The 17728-nt window shown below is 42.2% G+C and carries 30 protein-coding genes; all 30 read left to right on the top strand.

Going from position 1 to position 17728, the window contains the following annotated elements; translation table 11 throughout:
- Positions 1-21 precede the first annotated feature (21 nt).
- On the top strand, positions 22-285 hold the full coding sequence (rpsQ, locus tag MHH31_RS00780) for a 30S ribosomal protein S17 (protein ID WP_003216906.1): 264 nt from the start codon (positions 22-24) through the stop codon (positions 283-285).
- A 39-nt stretch (positions 286-324) separates the two neighbouring features.
- Entirely contained in the window at positions 325-693 is a 369-nt protein-coding gene (gene rplN / locus MHH31_RS00785) for a 50S ribosomal protein L14 (RefSeq protein ID WP_003216882.1), read from the top strand.
- Positions 694-728: 35 nt separating this feature from the next.
- The gene (gene rplX / locus MHH31_RS00790) at positions 729-1040 is read left to right on the top strand and encodes a 50S ribosomal protein L24 (protein WP_007496325.1); all 312 of its coding nucleotides are present in this window, start codon (positions 729-731) and stop codon (positions 1038-1040) included.
- Positions 1041-1065: 25 nt separating this feature from the next.
- Positions 1066-1605: a 50S ribosomal protein L5 gene (gene rplE / locus MHH31_RS00795; protein ID WP_003217159.1), complete on the top strand. Its 540-nt coding sequence runs from the start codon at positions 1066-1068 to the stop codon at positions 1603-1605.
- Between the two features lie 22 nt (positions 1606-1627).
- Positions 1628-1813, top strand: a complete 186-nt coding sequence (gene rpsN, locus MHH31_RS00800; protein ID WP_008356542.1) for a 30S ribosomal protein S14 — start codon at positions 1628-1630, stop codon at positions 1811-1813.
- Positions 1814-1844: 31 nt separating this feature from the next.
- Complete coding sequence (rpsH, locus tag MHH31_RS00805; protein ID WP_007496327.1) at positions 1845-2243, top strand: 30S ribosomal protein S8; 399 nt, start codon at positions 1845-1847, stop codon at positions 2241-2243.
- 31 nt (positions 2244-2274) lie between these two features.
- Positions 2275-2811: a 50S ribosomal protein L6 gene (gene rplF / locus MHH31_RS00810; RefSeq protein WP_008345395.1), complete on the top strand. Its 537-nt coding sequence runs from the start codon at positions 2275-2277 to the stop codon at positions 2809-2811.
- 32 nt (positions 2812-2843) lie between these two features.
- Positions 2844-3206 (top strand): 50S ribosomal protein L18, encoded by a 363-nt coding sequence (gene rplR, locus MHH31_RS00815; RefSeq protein ID WP_003216951.1) that lies wholly within the window; start codon positions 2844-2846, stop codon positions 3204-3206.
- Between the two features lie 24 nt (positions 3207-3230).
- On the top strand, positions 3231-3731 hold the full coding sequence (gene rpsE / locus MHH31_RS00820) for a 30S ribosomal protein S5 (RefSeq protein WP_007496332.1): 501 nt from the start codon (positions 3231-3233) through the stop codon (positions 3729-3731).
- A 13-nt stretch (positions 3732-3744) separates the two neighbouring features.
- Entirely contained in the window at positions 3745-3927 is a 183-nt protein-coding gene (gene rpmD / locus MHH31_RS00825) for a 50S ribosomal protein L30 (RefSeq protein ID WP_003217067.1), read from the top strand.
- A gap of 30 nt (positions 3928-3957) precedes the next feature.
- Entirely contained in the window at positions 3958-4398 is a 441-nt protein-coding gene (gene rplO / locus MHH31_RS00830) for a 50S ribosomal protein L15 (RefSeq protein ID WP_003216888.1), read from the top strand.
- Position 4399: 1 nt separating this feature from the next.
- On the top strand, positions 4400-5692 hold the full coding sequence (gene secY / locus MHH31_RS00835) for a preprotein translocase subunit SecY (protein WP_007496334.1): 1293 nt from the start codon (positions 4400-4402) through the stop codon (positions 5690-5692).
- A 55-nt stretch (positions 5693-5747) separates the two neighbouring features.
- Positions 5748-6401: an adenylate kinase gene (locus MHH31_RS00840; protein ID WP_007496336.1), complete on the top strand. Its 654-nt coding sequence runs from the start codon at positions 5748-5750 to the stop codon at positions 6399-6401.
- The gene (gene map, locus MHH31_RS00845) at positions 6398-7144 is read left to right on the top strand and encodes a type I methionyl aminopeptidase (protein ID WP_017359166.1); all 747 of its coding nucleotides are present in this window, start codon (positions 6398-6400) and stop codon (positions 7142-7144) included. The genes MHH31_RS00840 and map overlap by 4 nt, the downstream gene beginning before the upstream one ends.
- A 310-nt stretch (positions 7145-7454) precedes the next feature.
- Positions 7455-7673 (top strand): translation initiation factor IF-1, encoded by a 219-nt coding sequence (gene infA, locus MHH31_RS00850; RefSeq protein WP_003217190.1) that lies wholly within the window; start codon positions 7455-7457, stop codon positions 7671-7673.
- Positions 7674-7704: 31 nt separating this feature from the next.
- Positions 7705-7818: a 50S ribosomal protein L36 gene (rpmJ, locus tag MHH31_RS00855; RefSeq protein WP_003156543.1), complete on the top strand. Its 114-nt coding sequence runs from the start codon at positions 7705-7707 to the stop codon at positions 7816-7818.
- Between the two features lie 21 nt (positions 7819-7839).
- Positions 7840-8205: a 30S ribosomal protein S13 gene (gene rpsM / locus MHH31_RS00860; RefSeq protein WP_003217023.1), complete on the top strand. Its 366-nt coding sequence runs from the start codon at positions 7840-7842 to the stop codon at positions 8203-8205.
- A 20-nt stretch (positions 8206-8225) separates the two neighbouring features.
- Entirely contained in the window at positions 8226-8621 is a 396-nt protein-coding gene (gene rpsK / locus MHH31_RS00865; protein ID WP_003217231.1) for a 30S ribosomal protein S11, read from the top strand.
- Positions 8622-8796: 175 nt separating this feature from the next.
- On the top strand, positions 8797-9741 hold the full coding sequence (locus MHH31_RS00870) for a DNA-directed RNA polymerase subunit alpha (RefSeq protein ID WP_003217009.1): 945 nt from the start codon (positions 8797-8799) through the stop codon (positions 9739-9741).
- 75 nt (positions 9742-9816) lie between these two features.
- Entirely contained in the window at positions 9817-10179 is a 363-nt protein-coding gene (rplQ, locus tag MHH31_RS00875; protein ID WP_003216944.1) for a 50S ribosomal protein L17, read from the top strand.
- Between the two features lie 124 nt (positions 10180-10303).
- Positions 10304-11146: an energy-coupling factor ABC transporter ATP-binding protein gene (locus tag MHH31_RS00880; protein ID WP_342495146.1), complete on the top strand. Its 843-nt coding sequence runs from the start codon at positions 10304-10306 to the stop codon at positions 11144-11146.
- Positions 11122-11991 carry an energy-coupling factor ABC transporter ATP-binding protein gene (locus tag MHH31_RS00885; protein ID WP_024718300.1) on the top strand — a complete coding sequence of 290 codons (870 nt, stop codon included), beginning with the start codon at positions 11122-11124 and terminating at the stop codon, positions 11989-11991. The genes MHH31_RS00880 and MHH31_RS00885 overlap by 25 nt, the downstream gene beginning before the upstream one ends.
- Positions 11988-12785 carry an energy-coupling factor transporter transmembrane protein EcfT gene (locus MHH31_RS00890; protein ID WP_008345215.1) on the top strand — a complete coding sequence of 266 codons (798 nt, stop codon included), beginning with the start codon at positions 11988-11990 and terminating at the stop codon, positions 12783-12785. The genes MHH31_RS00885 and MHH31_RS00890 overlap by 4 nt, the downstream gene beginning before the upstream one ends.
- A gap of 11 nt (positions 12786-12796) precedes the next feature.
- Positions 12797-13540, top strand: coding sequence for a tRNA pseudouridine(38-40) synthase TruA (truA, locus tag MHH31_RS00895; protein ID WP_008345213.1), 744 nt, complete (start codon positions 12797-12799; stop codon positions 13538-13540).
- A 164-nt stretch (positions 13541-13704) separates the two neighbouring features.
- The gene (rplM, locus tag MHH31_RS00900) at positions 13705-14142 is read left to right on the top strand and encodes a 50S ribosomal protein L13 (RefSeq protein WP_003217042.1); all 438 of its coding nucleotides are present in this window, start codon (positions 13705-13707) and stop codon (positions 14140-14142) included.
- A gap of 20 nt (positions 14143-14162) precedes the next feature.
- Positions 14163-14555 (top strand): 30S ribosomal protein S9, encoded by a 393-nt coding sequence (rpsI, locus tag MHH31_RS00905; RefSeq protein ID WP_007496354.1) that lies wholly within the window; start codon positions 14163-14165, stop codon positions 14553-14555.
- A gap of 176 nt (positions 14556-14731) precedes the next feature.
- Positions 14732-15247, top strand: a complete 516-nt coding sequence (locus MHH31_RS00910) for a GNAT family N-acetyltransferase (RefSeq protein WP_058337232.1) — start codon at positions 14732-14734, stop codon at positions 15245-15247.
- A gap of 97 nt (positions 15248-15344) precedes the next feature.
- Entirely contained in the window at positions 15345-16091 is a 747-nt protein-coding gene (locus MHH31_RS00915) for an amidohydrolase family protein (protein WP_144668503.1), read from the top strand.
- Between the two features lie 36 nt (positions 16092-16127).
- A complete protein-coding gene (locus MHH31_RS00920; RefSeq protein ID WP_342495147.1) occupies positions 16128-16601 on the top strand; it encodes a GNAT family N-acetyltransferase in 474 nt (157 codons plus the stop codon).
- A 110-nt stretch (positions 16602-16711) separates the two neighbouring features.
- A complete protein-coding gene (locus MHH31_RS00925) occupies positions 16712-17710 on the top strand; it encodes a serine hydrolase (protein WP_342495148.1) in 999 nt (332 codons plus the stop codon).
- Positions 17711-17728: the final 18 nt, after the last annotated feature.

Below are 17728 nucleotides of genomic sequence, written 5' to 3' on the forward strand. Positions count from 1 at the left end.
TAGAGGGGAGGCCCCGCAAACATGAGCGAACGTAACCAACGTAAAGTGTATCAAGGTCGTGTTGTTTCTGACAAAATGGATAAAACCATCACTGTTGTAGTTGAAACATACAAAAAGCATTCACTTTATGGCAAACGTGTAAGATACTCTAAAAAGTTCAAAGCACATGATGAAAACAACCAAGCAAAAATCGGAGACATCGTAAAGGTCATGGAAACTCGTCCATTATCTGCGACTAAACGCTTTCGTCTAGTTGAAGTTGTCGAAGAAGCTGTTATTATCTAATAAAGTTCGGATTTCTTTTTCCGAAGGGAGGTAACATTAATGATTCAACAGGAGACTCGTTTAAAAGTAGCTGACAACTCTGGCGCACGCGAAGTACTAACGATTAAAGTTCTTGGTGGCTCTGGACGTAAAACGGCTAACATCGGTGATGTCATTGTTTGTACGGTTAAACAAGCAACACCAGGAGGCGTTGTCAAAAAAGGTGAAGTTGTGAAAGCAGTTATCGTTCGTACTAAGAGCGGAGCTCGCAGAAACGATGGATCTTACATCAGTTTTGATGAAAATGCATGTGTCATCATCCGTGACGACAAGAGCCCACGTGGAACTCGTATCTTCGGACCAGTAGCACGTGAACTTCGTGAAAACAACTATATGAAAATTGTTTCTTTAGCACCAGAAGTACTTTAATGAATACAATCCGCGACTCAAGGAGGTGCGATTAAATGCATGTTAAAAAGGGCGATAAAGTAGTGGTTATCTCTGGTAAAGATAAAGGTAAACAAGGTGTCATCCTTGCTGCTTTCCCTAAAAAGGACCGTGTTTTAGTAGAAGGTATTAACCTTGTGAAAAAACACTCTAAACCAACTCAAGCTAACCCTCAAGGCGGAATTTCTGAACAAGAAGCGCCGATCCACGTATCAAACGTAATGCCGCTTGATCCTAAAACGGGTGAAGTGACACGTATTGGATATAAAGTTGAGGACGGAAAGAAAGTCCGTGTAGCGAAAAAATCTGGGCAAGTTCTAGATAAATAGTAAATAAGGAAGGGAGGTCTTTCTCATGAACCGCCTTAAAGAAAAGTATGTAAAAGAAATTACACCTGCATTAGTTTCTAAGTTTGAATACAAATCAGTAATGCAAGTGCCAAAAATCGAAAAAATCGTGATCAACATGGGTGTTGGTGACGCCGTTCAAAACGCTAAAGCAATCGATACTGCTGTTGAAGAATTAACGTTTATCGCTGGTCAAAAACCTGTCGTTACTCGTGCGAAGAAGTCTATTGCTGGATTCCGTCTACGTGAAGGAATGCCAATCGGTGCGAAAGTAACACTTCGCGGAGAGCGCATGTACGATTTCCTTGATAAACTTATTTCTGTATCTTTACCACGTGTACGTGACTTCCGCGGGATTTCTAAGAAATCTTTCGACGGTCGTGGAAACTACACGCTTGGTATTAAAGAACAGTTAATCTTCCCAGAAATTGATTACGATAAAGTAACAAAAGTCCGCGGTATGGATATCGTTATCGTTACGACTGCCAACACGGATGAAGAAGCACGTGAGTTATTAACTCAAGTAGGTATGCCGTTCCAGAAATAATCAATGAAAGGGAGGCGAAATCGTGGCTAAAAAGTCTATGATTGCGAAACAACAACGCAAACAAAAGTTTAAAGTTCAAGAGTATACGCGCTGCGAACGTTGTGGACGTCCACATTCAGTAATTCGCAAGTTTAAACTTTGCCGTATTTGTTTCCGCGAACTTGCATATAAAGGACAAATTCCTGGCGTTAAAAAAGCCAGCTGGTAATCCCCATAAATGGGAAGGAGGTTATTAAATAATGGTTATGACAGATCCGATTGCAGATTTGCTGACTCGTATTCGCAATGCGAACATGGTACGTCATGAGAAGCTAGAAGTACCGGCTTCAAAAATCAAAAGAGAAATTGCTGAAATCTTAAAGCGTGAAGGTTTTATCCGTGACGTTGAGTACGTCGAAGACAGCAAACAAGGAATTATCCGTTTGTTCCTTAAATACGGCCAAAACAACGAACGTGTTATCACTGGTCTTAAAAGAATCAGTAAACCTGGTTTACGCGTATATGCGAAATCAAATGAAGTACCACGTGTACTTAACGGACTTGGAATCGCAATTATTTCTACATCACAAGGTGTTTTATCGGACAAAGAAGCCCGTGCTAAACAAGCTGGTGGAGAAGTACTTGCTTACGTATGGTAAAAAAAGTTTAAGATGAATGGAGGTGCTTGGTATGTCTCGTATAGGTAAAAAGCTAATCGAGATCCCTTCAGGAGTAACTGTGACAAACAACGATAACACAGTGACAGTAAAGGGACCAAAAGGTGAACTAACTCGTGCATTTCACCCTGATATGGAAATTAAAATTGAGGACAACGTCTTAACTGTAAGCCGTCCGTCTGAAAATAAAGAACACCGTGCATTACATGGTACAACACGTAGCTTAATTGCAAACATGGTTGAAGGTGTATCTAAAGGTTTCGAAAGAGGTTTAGAACTAATCGGTGTCGGTTACCGTGCAGCTAAATCTGGAAACAAACTTGTTCTTAACGTTGGATACTCTCACCCAGTTGAAATCGTTCCTGAGGCTGGAGTTGAAGTAGAAGTTCCATCTCAAACGAAAGTAATCGTTAAAGGTATCGATAAAGAGCGTGTAGGAGCTCTAGCTTCTAACATCCGCGCTGTCCGTGCTCCAGAGCCTTACAAAGGTAAAGGAATTCGTTACGAAGGTGAATTCGTTCGCCGTAAAGAAGGAAAAACTGGTAAGTAAGATCGCTTAATGTGAAGAAAGGAGTGACTCGGATGATTACGAAAACTAGCAAAAACGCTACTCGTCTTAAAAGACACGCTCGTGTTCGTGCGAAACTTTCAGGTACTGCTGAAAGACCTCGCCTTAACGTTTTCCGTTCTAACAAGAACATCTACGCTCAAGTAATTGATGATGTTAACGGTGTAACACTTGTAAGTGCTTCTACTCTTGATAAAGAGTTAAAGATCGAGAATAGTTCTGACGCTGCAGCTGCTACTAAAGTTGGCGAACTTGTTGCAAAACGTGCTGTTGAAAAAGGCATCTCTAACGTGGTATTTGACCGCGGAGGATACTTATATCATGGACGTGTAAAAGCTCTAGCTGAAGCTGCTCGTGAGGCTGGACTTAAATTTTAATAAAAGAAGGAGGGACACATCCGAATGAGTCGTATTGACCCAAGCAAATTAGAGTTAGAAGAACGCTTAGTTACGGTTAACCGGGTAGCGAAAGTTGTTAAAGGTGGACGTCGTTTCCGTTTTGCAGCTTTAGTTGTTGTCGGTGACAAAAACGGTCATGTAGGATTCGGTACTGGTAAAGCACAAGAAGTACCAGAAGCGATCCGCAAAGCTGTTGAAGACGCGAAAAAGAATTTAATTGAAGTACCAATGGTTGGAACTACAATTCCACATGAAATCATCGGTCGATTCGGTGCAGGAAACGTTCTATTGAAGCCTGCTTCAGAAGGTACAGGAGTTATCGCTGGAGGCCCAGTGCGTGCGGTACTTGAGCTTGCTGGTCTAGCTGATATCCTTTCTAAATCTCTAGGTTCTAATACACCGATCAACATGATCCGCGCAACACTTCAAGGTTTAAGTGAACTTAAACGTGCTGAAGATGTAGCGAAGCTTCGTGGAAAATCTGTAGAAGACCTGTTAGGATAAGGAGGGAACAATAATGGCAAATAAATTAGAAATTACCCTCAAACGCAGTGTAATCGGTCGCCCGGAAGATCAGCGTGTCACTGTTCGTACTCTTGGTCTAAAGAAAACAAACCAAACAGTCGTACATGAAGACAATGCAGCGATCCGCGGCATGATTAACAAGGTGTCTCATTTAGTTTCTGTTAAAGAACAATAAAACATTTTTAATCGATAAGGAGGTGCCCAAATGAAACTTCATGAATTGAAGCCTTCAGAAGGTTCACGTAAAGTACGCAACCGTGTTGGTCGTGGTATTGGATCAGGTAACGGTAAAACTTCTGGTAAAGGTCATAAAGGTCAAAACGCTCGTTCTGGCGGCGGTGTACGCCCTGGATTCGAAGGTGGTCAAATGCCTTTATTCCAACGCCTTCCAAAACGTGGTTTTACAAACATCAACCGTAAAGATTACGCGGTAATCAACTTAGACAGATTAAACAGTTTTGACGAAGGAACGGAAGTCACTCCTGAACTTCTTCTAGAGACTGGTGCAATAAGCAAGTTAAAAGCAGGAGTAAAAATTCTTGGCAACGGTAAATTAGAAAAAAAATTAACTGTAAAAGCCAATAAATTCTCTGCTTCTGCTAAAGAAGCGATTGAAGCTGCTGGCGGTACAGCCGAGGTGATCTAACTTGTTTAAGACAATCTCCAATTTTATGCGCGTGAAAGATATACGGAATAAGATTATATTTACACTTTTAATGTTAGTCGTCTTTCGTATAGGTGCTTTCATCCCTGTGCCTAATGTGAACGCCGAAGTTCTCCAGGCACAGGATCAAATGAGTGTTTTCGGAATCCTCAACACGTTTGGGGGCGGGGCACTTTTCCAATTCTCCATTCTTGCAATGGGGATTATGCCGTATATCACTGCTTCGATCATCATCCAGCTCTTGCAGATGGATGTTGTACCGAAGTTTACTGAGTGGTCAAAGCAAGGAGAGGTTGGCCGCCGAAAATTAGCACAATTCACAAGGTATTTTACAATTGTTCTAGGATTTATCCAGGCGTTAGGAATGTCATATGGATTTAACAATATGGCAGGAGGCATGCTGATTGAAAACCCAGGTGTTTCAACGTATCTCTTAATTGCGGTCGTACTCACTGCGGGAACAGCATTTTTAATGTGGTTGGGAGAGCAGATTACTGCTCACGGTGTTGGTAACGGTATTTCGATTATTATCTTTGCCGGTATCATCGCAGGTATCCCTCAAACATTAAAGCAAGTGTACGCTCAGCAATTTGTAGGTGGAGATGGACAGCTGTTCATGCAAATCCTGAAAATTGCCCTTATTGTGATTGCTATTCTTGTCATTGTTATCGGTGTTATTTACATTCAAATGGCAGTGAGAAAGATTGCGATTCAGTATTCAAAGGGAACTGGCCGTGCACAAATGTCTGCTAGTCAAGCAACGCACCTTCCATTGAAAGTGAATCCAGCAGGGGTGATTCCAGTCATCTTTGCCGTTTCGTTCATTATTACTCCGCAGACGATCGCATCGTTCTTCGGAACAAATAATGTGACAACCTGGATAACTAACAACTTTGACTATACTAAGCCAATCGGTATGACGATTTATGTAGCACTGATTGTTGCTTTCACATATTTTTATGCCTTTGTCCAAGTAAACCCTGAACAAATGGCTGAAAATCTGCAAAAGCAGGGTGGCTATATCCCGGGAGTTCGTCCAGGGAAAATGACTCAAGATAGAATTACGAGCATTTTGTACCGACTCACGTTTGTGGGCGCCATTTTCTTAGCCGTGATTTCAATACTTCCTATCTTTTTCATTCAATTCGCTGGATTACCTTCCGCTGCACAAATTGGCGGCACAAGTCTTCTCATTGTTGTAGGTGTTGCACTTGAAACAATGAAACAGCTTGAAAGCCAATTAGTGAAACGAAACTACCGTGGATTTATGAAATAAAACAGAGGGCTGGGCTCCTGCCCAACCTCTCTAAGTAAGGAAGGGGAAATCCGAAATGAACTTAGTCTTAATGGGGCTTCCGGGTGCTGGTAAAGGCACTCAGGCAGAACGAATTGTTGATGATTATGGGATCCCTCATATCTCAACAGGAGATATGTTCCGTGCTGCTATGAAAGAGGAGACACAACTTGGACTCGAAGCAAAATCCTTTATCGATAAAGGAGAGCTTGTTCCTGATGAGGTCACAATCGGTATTGTTAGAGAAAGACTTGGCAAGAATGATTGTGAACAAGGTTTTCTTCTGGACGGATTTCCGCGAACAGTCGCTCAGGCTGAAGCTTTAGAAGACATTCTAAAGGACCTTGGCAGAACGATTGATTATGTCATTAATATTAAAGTCGATAAAGATGCTTTGATGGAGCGTCTGACTGGCCGAAGAATTTGCAAAGATTGCGGAGCAACATATCATTTAGTATTCAATCCACCTGCGAAAGAAAATGTTTGTGACAAGTGTGGAGGCGAGCTTTATCAACGTGCAGATGATAATGCAGAAACCGTTTCGACAAGACTTGAAGTGAACTTAAAGCAGACTGAACCTTTACTGAACTTCTATTCAGAAAAAGGATATCTTGCAAACATTGATGGTGCGAAGCACATTAACGATGTTTACGCTGATATCAAGGACCTGCTTGGGGGATTAAATAAATGATTATCTGTAAAACTCCTCGCGAGCTTGAGATTATGAGAGAAGCTGGACGCATTGTCGCACTGACTCATGAAGAGCTGAAGAAACATATAAAACCAGGTATTTCGACAAAAGAATTGGATCAAATTGCCGAACGTTTTATTACAAAGCAGGGTGCAATCCCATCTTTTAAAGGGTATAATGGTTTTCGCGGGAGCATTTGCGTTTCGGTGAATGAAGAACTCGTTCACGGTATTCCTGGTAAACGGGTTTTACGTGATGGAGACATCATTAGTATCGATATCGGCGCAAAGTTAAATGGCTATCATGGTGACTCTGCTTGGACTTATCCAGTTGGGGTAATCAGTGATGAGGACCGCAAACTACTGGAAGTCACAGAGGAATCTCTATATAAGGGCTTACAGGAAGCAAAGCCAGGTGAACGTCTGTCAAACATTTCCCATGCCATACAAACGTATGTTGAAGATGAGAATTTCTCAGTTGTTAGAGAATATGTTGGACATGGGGTCGGACAGGATCTTCATGAGGACCCTCAAATTCCTCATTATGGTCCGCCGAACAAAGGCCCACGGCTCAAACCTGGAATGGTGTTGGCCATCGAACCGATGGTGAACGCAGGCAGCCGATATGTGAAAACACTGGCTGATAACTGGACGGTTGTAACGGTTGATGGGAAAAAGTGTGCTCACTTTGAGCATACGATTGCGATTACAGATACAGGTTTTGATATACTGACTAAGATTTAGGTCTTCACTGAAGCCTTTCAGGCCCAAATCGGGCAGGTTGTCTGTATAGTCCAAGGAAAGAACAAGATCAGTATACAGTTGTCATCGGCGTGTTCGATGGCTGCCATGTACTAATCGCAGACGGAGAAAAGCGTAAATTCATTCTCCTAAGAAAAAATATCAATCATTTAACCTTTTATGATTGCGTATCTCCGGAAGTTCAGAACAGTATATTCAAAACAGGTCGGGTGATAGATGGACAATTGAGAACATCTCATTTGGACATTTATCAGAGAGCAAGTTACTGATTTGAAGAAGGGAGAACACTTGAATGGCGAAAGACGATGTAATTGAAGTGGAAGGTACTGTAGCAGAAACTTTGCCAAATGCAATGTTCAAAGTTGAACTAGAGAATGGTCATACAGTTTTGGCTCATGTATCAGGAAAAATCCGTATGCACTTCATTCGCATTTTACCTGGAGACAAAGTTACGGTAGAATTATCTCCATATGACTTAACTCGTGGTAGAATTACGTACCGTTACAAATAAAGCAACTCCGGAAGAAGGAGGTTGGAAACACATGAAAGTGAGACCATCTGTTAAACCTATCTGTGAAAAATGTAAAGTGATTCGCAGAAAAGGAAAAGTAATGGTGATCTGTGAAAACCCAAAACATAAACAAAAACAAGGCTAATAACAAGGAGGTGCCCAAATCATGGCTCGTATTGCTGGTGTAGATATTCCACGTGATAAGCGTGTTGTCATTTCTTTAACATATGTTTTTGGAATTGGTCGTACGACGGCTCAACAAGTCCTTAAAGAAGCAGGTGTTTCTGAAGACACTCGCGTTCGCGATCTAACTGAAGACGAACTAGGTAAAATCCGTGATATCATTGACAAACTTAAAGTAGAAGGTGACCTTCGTCGTGAAGTTTCACTTAACATTAAACGTCTAATTGAAATCGGAAGCTACCGCGGAATCCGTCATCGTAGAGGACTTCCTGTTCGTGGACAAAACACAAAAAACAACGCGCGTACTCGTAAAGGTCCGCGTCGTACTGTAGCTAACAAGAAAAAATAAGTAAAGGAGGTAGTTAAAGAATGGCTGCTGCTCGTAAACAAAATACGCGTAAACGTCGCGTGAAAAAGAATATTGAAGCTGGAATCGCTCATATCCGTTCCACTTTCAACAACACGATTGTAACGATTACTGATGTTCATGGAAACGCAATTTCTTGGTCAAGTGCTGGTGCATTAGGATTCAGAGGTTCTCGTAAATCTACTCCTTTCGCTGCACAAATGGCTGCTGAAACTGCTGCTAAAGGTTCTATCGAACATGGTCTTAAAACACTTGAAGTAACTGTTAAAGGTCCTGGTTCTGGTCGTGAAGCTGCAATTCGTGCGCTTCAAGCTGCAGGTCTTGAAGTTACTGCAATCAGAGACGTAACTCCAGTTCCTCATAACGGATGCCGTCCACCAAAACGTCGCCGCGTGTAATTTGTTTGTATAGATTTTGTGTCCCTGTCAATAATGGGTTATGATACAGTTATTTATGAGACGAATACACGACTCGTTGCCTGAGCACATACGGGACTAAACAATGAGGAATTTCGGATGGAATCTCATATGATTCTATTCGAGGTTTCGACGTTTTGAAGGAGGGTTTTATTAGATGATCGAAATTGAAAAACCAAAAATCGAAACGGTTGAAATCAGCGACGATGCCAAGTATGGCAAGTTTGTCGTAGAGCCACTTGAGCGTGGATATGGTACCACTTTAGGGAACTCCCTTCGTCGTATCCTTTTATCCTCACTTCCTGGTGCAGCTGTAACATCGATCCAGATAGATGGTGTCTTACACGAATTCTCAACGATCGAAGGCGTGGTTGAAGATGTTACAACGATTATCTTAAACATTAAAAAGCTTGCACTCAAAATCTACTCTGAAGAAGAGAAGACGCTTGAAATTGATGTACAAGATGAAGGAACTGTAACAGCTGCTGATATTACACACGACAGCGATATTGAAATCTTAAATCCAGATCTCCACATCGCAACTCTTGGCAAAAATGCGAGCTTCCGTGTTCGTTTGACTGCACAAAGAGGTCGCGGGTATAATCCTGCTGATGCAAACAAAAGAGACGATCAGCCTATCGGCGTGATTCCGATCGACTCAATCTATACACCTGTATCTCGTGTAACTTATCAAGTGGAGAACACCCGTGTTGGGCAAATCACAAACTATGATAAATTAACACTAGATGTATGGACTGATGGAAGCACAGGACCGAAAGAAGCGATCGCTCTAGGTTCTAAGATTTTAACTGAACACCTAAATATTTTCGTTGGGTTAACTGACGAAGCTCAGCATGCAGAAATCATGGTTGAAAAAGAAGAAGACCAAAAAGAAAAAGTGCTTGAAATGACAATTGAAGAGCTTGATCTTTCTGTTCGTTCTTACAACTGTTTGAAGCGTGCGGGTATTAACACTGTTCAAGAGCTTGCTAACAAGACAGAAGAGGATATGATGAAAGTTCGTAACCTTGGACGTAAATCTCTTGAAGAAGTGAAAGCGAAACTAGAAGAACTTGGACTGGGTCTTCGTAAAGACGATTGACTAGTTTCATTGTGAACTAGGATTTTCGTGTGTTTTTTATTCATACAGCATCTCTAATTAAGGAGGGGACATCACATGGCATACAGAAAGCTAGGACGCACTAGTGCACAACGTAAAGCAATGCTTCGTGACCTAACGACTGATTTGATCATCAACGAACGCATCGAAACAACTGAAACACGTGCGAAAGAACTTCGCTCTGTAGTTGAAAAAATGATCACTCTTGGCAAACGCGGAGATCTTCATGCTCGCCGTCAAGCTGCAGCTTACATTCGTAACGAAGTAGCTAACGCTGAAACAAACCAAGATGCACTTCAAAAATTATTCGCTGACGTTGCAACTCGCTACGAAGATCGCCAAGGTGGATACACTCGTATCATGAAGCTTGGACCTCGTCGCGGCGATGGCGCACCAATGGCTGTCATTGAATTAGTTTAATCACATATCGTGTATCTAAGAAAGGGCGGGACAGTTCATAACTGGATCTATGCCCTTTTTTAGATACTACGGCTTTTTAGCAATAGGCAAAGTAGAGGTTGAGCTGAGAGGAGGTCCGGTAGAGATGGAGAAGACATTAATTGACGTAAAAGACATTGTATTTCGTTATCACAAAGATGCGGACAAGCCCGCTTTAGACCAAGTGTCATTGCATGTGAATCAAAATGAATGGCTTGCCATTGTTGGCCACAACGGTTCAGGTAAATCCACACTTGCCCGTGTACTGAATGGGCTCATTTTACCGGATGCAGGAACGGTCAAGGTTGGTGAGATTGAGCTGAAAGAAGAAAGTCTTTGGGATATTCGCAAAAAGGTCGGCATGGTCTTTCAAAACCCAGACAACCAATTCGTTGGCTCAACGGTTCGTGATGATGTGGCTTTTGGTTTAGAAAATAACGGGGTTGAGCGGGAATTGATGATAGAGCGTGTAGATTGGGCTGTCAAACAGGTCAATATGCAGGAGTTTCTTGATCAAGAGCCGCACCATCTATCAGGCGGGCAAAAACAGAGAGTAGCAATCGCAGGTGTACTTGCCGCAAGCCCTGACATCATGATCTTGGATGAAGCAACATCAATGCTTGATCCGATTGGCCGTGAAGAAGTGTTAGAAACCGTCAGACTGCTGAAGGAACAAGGAACAGTCACGGTCATTTCCATCACACATGATTTAGACGAGGCTGCGAAGGCAGACCGCGTTATTGTGATGAATGGCGGGAAGAAATTTGCCGAGGGAACACCAGAGGAAGTATTTGAACTAGATGAACAGCTGGTTCAGATTGGACTTGATCTGCCATTTTCCTACCGGTTGAGTAAGCAATTGAAGCAGCAAGGTGTGCCGCTTGCAAATGCCCATTTGACACAAGAAGGATTGGTGAAAGAGCTATGGACATTACGATCAAAGAATTAGAGCATCGTTATCAAATGAAAACGCCGTTTGAGCGTCTCGCTTTGTATGATGTCAATGCTTCCATCAAAGAAGGCAGCTATGTGGCTGTCATCGGTCATACGGGTTCTGGCAAGTCGACATTGCTGCAGCACTTAAATGGACTGCTCAAGCCAACAAAAGGGAGCATTGCGCTTGGAGATACGGTCTTACAAGCCAATAAAAAACAGAAGGATATGAAACCCCTTCGAAAAAAGGTCGGCATCGTGTTTCAGTTTCCTGAACATCAGCTCTTTGAGGAGACGATTCTAAAGGATATCTGCTTTGGTCCGATGAATTTCGGTGTTCCAAAAGAAAAGGCAGAAGCCAAGGCTAAAGAAATGCTGAAGCTTGTAGGCCTTCCTGAATCCTTGTTATCTCGATCACCCTTTGAATTAAGCGGTGGTCAAATGAGACGTGTGGCGATTGCAGGTGTTCTAGCGATGGAGCCAGAAGTGCTTGTGCTTGATGAGCCGACTGCGGGATTAGATCCACGCGGACGTAAAGAAATCATGGACATGTTCTATGAGCTTCATCAAAAAGCCAACCTGACGACGATCCTTGTGACACACAGTATGGAAGATGCCGCTCATTATGCGGATCAAATGATTGTGATGCACAAAGGAACAGTAAAGGCGACAGGTACGCCGAGGGAGCTATTTGCCAATCGTACCGACATGTCTTCTTTCGGACTGGACCTCCCGGAAACGATCAAATTCCAGCAGGCTGTCGAAGAAAAGCTGGGGATGACGTTTCCAAGACCGCTTCTGACCATGGATGAAATGGCAGAAGCCTTAACAGCTTTATATCAGGAGGACACGACATCATGATGGATAGTATGATTATCGGCAAATATGTGCCAGGTACATCCTTTGTCCATCGTCTTGATCCAAGGACAAAGCTGTTATCAATTTTCTTTTTTGTCTTTATTGTCTTTTTTGCGAATAACTACATCACTTACGGGCTTTTAGGGGTCTTTACGATCCTTGTGGTGATGGTGTCTCAGGTGCCGCTGTACTTTATTCTCAAAGGAATGAAACCCATCCTTTGGATTGTTCTGTTTACCTTTATTCTGCATATCTTCATGACAAAGGATGGCGCTTTGCTCTTTCACTTTGGTTTTCTGAATATTTATGAAGAAGGTCTAAAACAGGGGATTTTCATTTCACTCCGTTTTGTCTATCTCATCATGATGACAACACTTCTGACGTTGACCACAACGCCTATCGAAGTGACAGACGGTATGGAGAAGCTGCTGCATCCTTTCCGTAAAATCAAGCTACCTGTTCATGAACTTGCTCTTATGATGTCAATTTCTCTTCGATTTATTCCTACTTTACTCGAAGAAACAGACAAAATCATGAAAGCCCAAATGGCAAGAGGTGTTGATTTTACAAGCGGACCCGTGAAAGATCGTTTAAAAGCGATTGTTCCGTTGCTTGTCCCGCTTTTCGTCAGTGCGTTTAAGCGTGCGGAGGAATTGGCGACCGCTATGGAAGCGAGAGGCTACCGCGGGGGAGAAGGGCGTACGAAATACCGTCAGCTTGTCTGGGGCATGAAAGACACGTTCACGCTGCTTCTATTCATCCTGTTAACAGCACTCCTTGTGCTGCTTAGAAATTAGGTGATGCCTAGATGAAAGTAAAATGTACCGTATCATACGATGGGACACATTTTAAAGGGTATCAAGTGCAACCAGGACAGCGTACTATACAAACGGAGATTGAATCTGCTCTTGCTAGAATGCATAAACAAGATGAACTGATTCCGATTGTGGCTTCTGGCCGGACAGACAGTGGCGTTCACGCAAAGGGGCAGGTCATCCATTTTGACACCCCGCTTGCCATCCCGATGGAAAGATGGCCTTTTGCCCTCAATAGCCTCCTGCCTGATGACATCAGGGTTCTAAAGGCTGAGGAAGTGGATGAATCGTTTCATGCACGTTTTAGTGTCGTTTCGAAGGAGTACCGTTATAAGGTCTCAACGGAAACGCACCAAAATGTGTTCACGAGACAGTATGCCTGCCACTTTCCTTACCGGCTGGATGCAGACAAAATGAGAGAAGCTGCTGGACACCTCATTGGCATACACGATTTCACAAGCTTTTGTGCGGCCAATACAGAGGTTCAAGACAAGGTGAGGGAGATTTACACCCTTGAGTGGAAAAACGTCTCAGACGGGCTTGAAATGCGTGTGAGAGGGAATGGTTTTTTATATAACATGGTGCGAATTATAGCCGGCACGTTACTTGAAATTGGTTCTGGTAAATTTCACCCTGAGGAGATAAAAGCCATGCTTGCCGCCCGAAATCGCGAAGCGGCAGGCAAGACTGCGCCCAGTCACGGACTGTATTTATGGGAAGTTTTCTATGACAACTAAACCAGGTGTAACATGTTCTTGACACAGGAAGCAGAAAGTTATAAGATATCATATGGTATGTATTTCAACCCCACAAATAAGCCCCGGAAGACTTATCTGTGTTTTGAAATAGAACGTAGCATTTGATTCAGGAAAATTCATTGATTTATTTAGGAGGGAAACTCATGCGTACAACACCAATGGCGAACGCAAGCACAATTGAGCGCAAATGGCTAGTGGTTGATGCGGCAGGCAAGACTCTAGGTCGTCTTTCTACTGAAGTAGCATCACTTTTGCGCGGTAAGCACAAACCAACTTATACACCACACGTTGATACAGGTGATCACGTGATCATCATCAATGCTGAGAAAATCGAATTAACTGGTAAGAAATTGACGGACAAAATTTACTACCGTCATACGATGCACCCAGGTGGTTTGAAACAAAGAACTGCTCTTGAGATGCGTACAAACTACCCTGAAAAAATGTTGGAGCTTGCTATCAAAGGTATGCTTCCAAAGGGTCCACTAGGTCGTCAAATGTTCAAAAAATTAAATGTGTACCGTGGTTCTGAGCATCCACATCAAGCACAACAACCTGAAGTTTACGAACTTCGCGGTTAATTATAAGGGAGGTTAACAATTTGGCACAGGTTCAATATTACGGTACAGGTCGTCGTAAAAGTTCTGTAGCGCGCGTTCGCTTAGTTCCAGGTGAAGGCCGTATCGTCGTTAATAATCGTGAAATTACTGAATACATTCCATTCGCTGCTTTAATCGAAGACGTGAAACAGCCTTTGAACATCACAGAAACAGCTAACAGCTACGATGTTCTTGTAAATGTTCACGGTGGTGGATTCTCTGGTCAAGCTGGAGCAATTCGTCACGGTATCTCTCGTGCTCTTCTAGAAGTAGATCCTGAGTACCGTACACCACTTAAACGTGCTGGACTTCTTACTCGTGACTCTCGTATGAAAGAGCGTAAGAAATACGGTCTTAAAGGCGCACGTCGCGCACCTCAGTTCTCAAAACGTTAATCAATTTTATATTGTATGGACGTTTTACAAGGGTTTGTACAGACAAACCCTATATGAAAAGCATCAGCATCCTGCTGGTGCTTTTTTATTTGTGTTTTTTTCTGTCTGGAAACATATAAAATAGGATCATAGTCAGGTTTCTGTTTAAAAAATGATGTTAAAGGGGGATGGCATTTATGAATCTAACAACAGAAAGATGTCTCATTCGACCGTTTATTGAGGATGATTGGCAGGATGTCTATGCATATACATCTGATCTAGCGGTGATGAAGTATATGCCAGAAGGTGTTTTTTCTAGAGAAGAGGCGCAGCAATTTGTCAAAAATAATCGTCTTGAGACGGGCAAGAATTTTGCTGTTCTATTAAAAGAAGATCATACATGCATCGGGCATATCGTATTTCACCCTTACTTTGGTGAGTACACATATGAAATTGGCTGGGTCTTCAATTCTGCATATCAAAACAAAGGCTATGCATCAGAAGCTGCTTTTGCTGTCCTACATCATGGTTTTCACACAATGAATTTACATCGAATCATTGCCACTTGTCAGCCAGAAAATGTGCCGTCATGGAGAGTGATGGAGAAAATGGGGATGAGGAGAGAGGGATATTTTAAAAAATGTATACCACAAGGAAATGAGTGGTGGGATGAGTTTTATTATGCCATCTTACGAGAGGAATGGAAAACTTGATAAGTTTTCATGATATGAAGTAATTCGTCATTCCAAATATCCCTTGGCTTTCTCTATTGATATAATCAGGTCAAATAAGTAGAAGAGGGGTGCGGGCATGAGGATCTTTGATGCACATTTTCATATCATTGATTTTGATTTTCCCATTCAAGAAAACCAAGGATATACACCGCCGAGTTATGTGGTGAATGATTATAGGAGAGAGACGGCTGATTTAGGGATTGTAGGTGGAGCGATTGTATCAGGGTCATTTCAGGGCTTTGATCAAGGCTATTTGTTGAAAGCAATAGATGAAATGGGACCGGCTTTTTGCGGTGTGACTCAATTACCTTTTACCGCAGCCGATGATGAGATTGTTCAATTGAATCAACAAGGGGTAAAAGCTTTGCGTTTTAATGTGAAGCGGGGCGGTTCGGAGGATATTTCAAAGCTCGACTATTTTGCGAGAAGGGTGTATGAGCTGGCTGGGTGGCATAGTGAGATTTACATAGACGCTAAGCATCTCCCTGACATCTCATCAACGCTTGAACAGCTGCCGGCCGTTTCCATTGATCATCTAGGCTTATCTGAAGAAGGCTTGCCGCATTTGCTCAAGCTGGTTGAAAAAGGTGTTCGTGTGAAAGCGACTGGCTTTGGGCGTGTTGATTTAAAGGTTGAACATGCATTGACGTCTATTTATCAAACGAATCCTGATGCACTGATGTTTGGTACAGACCTGCCCTCTACAAGGGCGAAACGGCCATTTGAATACGGTGATGTTGAATTGATTCAACAGATGTTTGATGAGGAAGCGGTGGATAAAATTTTATATGAGAACGCTATCAATTGGTATTTTGGCAAATGAATAAAGGCTTCCATTCCGTGATAGGAGGGGTGTTCATTGAATCTGAACCAATTGACATTTAGAGAAGCCATCCAAGGAGACCTCGACAACATCGTTTTGATGCTTTCAGATGACAAATTAGGGCAAAAGAGAGAACGCTACTCTCGTCCATTAAGAGAAAGCTACCTCAATGCCTTTCATTCGATCGAAGCGGATCCCAATATTGAACTAATCGTCGCTTGTGATTGGGAAGAGGTAGTCGGTTTTCTCCAATTAACAATGACTCCATTTCTAACGTATCAAGGAGGATGGCGAGCTTCAATAGAAGGAGTTCGTACAGCCTCGACTCATAGAGGAAGAGGAATTGGCACATTGTTGATCAAGCGGGCTATTCAACGCGCAAGTGACCGCGGGTGTCATATGATTCAGCTGACAACTGACAAACAGAGGCCAGAAGCACGCCGTCTTTACGAAAAGTTGGGATTTGAAGCTACACATGATGGGATGAAACTGCATCTTCTTCGTAAATAAACACACCAAGAAGCAAAGGTATTCACAGCCCTTTGCTTTTTTGTTCCTTTGTTTCAAATATTTGTTATATTGGAGACGAGAATCTATAGTGGTTTGGAAAGGAGAAACATTTGAAGAAAACAAAAGAGGATCTTTTGGCATTTGTCACGAAAAACAAAAAGGACGTATCAGTAACAATTATTGAAAATGAAGATGTGGTATTAGATTGGAATGGTGATCAAAAAACACCACTTGCAAGTACGATGAAATTAATTGTTTTGTTTCATTTTGTTAAAGCTGTATCCAGCGGTGACATCAAGCTAGATGAAAAAGTGGCATTGTCTGATATAGAGCGGTTTTATATTGATAGAACCGATGGCGGTGCTCACACATACTGGCTAGAGGTCAACGATTTTTCTGAGCATGCAACTTTATTAGATGTTGCCAAAGGGATGATGCAATTTAGTTCGAATGCTTGTACTGATTATTTGATTGACCTGCTGGGCTTAGAGAAGATCAATGATCAGATGAAACAAGCAGGTCTTACAGAACATGATGAACTCATGCCGCTGACACCCAAGGTGTTGTGGCCAGCCTATGTATCTGATCATGAGCAGGATGCATTAAAGCAAATAAGCGATGTAACTGATAAACAATACAAATCTCTGATGATTGAGATTTTTCATATCATGAAAAATGACCCGGAGCATAAAAAGGCGTTAGAAGAAAAATTGATGAAAAAGAACTTGTTAAGCTTGCGTATTCAATCTTTACTGACGCAAAAGATGACAAGGTCTACAACGAATCAATATGCACATTTTATGAAACGTCTACAGGATGAGCTGTTAACAACAGAAGAAAAGCGTCTTTTTAGCCAAATTGTGCTGAGAGAAATATTGAAGACGGAAACAGATCAATATATTTGGTATAAAGGTGGATCGACGTTGTTTGTTGTCACTGCTGCCTTATATCGAAAAACGGATACATCAACTATATCGATTTCTCTATTCATCAATGACCTGAAAGCGGAGAATTCTCACTGGATGGGGGAAGTGTTCGATGAATTTATACTTACCGTAGTAGCAGATCAAAACTTTCGACAACGATTGATTCAAGCTTTTACTACATAATTATCAAAAAACAGAGGG

Source organism: Bacillus sp. FSL K6-1033 (genome assembly GCF_038630765.1).
Taxonomy (GTDB): domain Bacteria; phylum Bacillota; class Bacilli; order Bacillales; family Bacillaceae; genus Bacillus; species Bacillus altitudinis.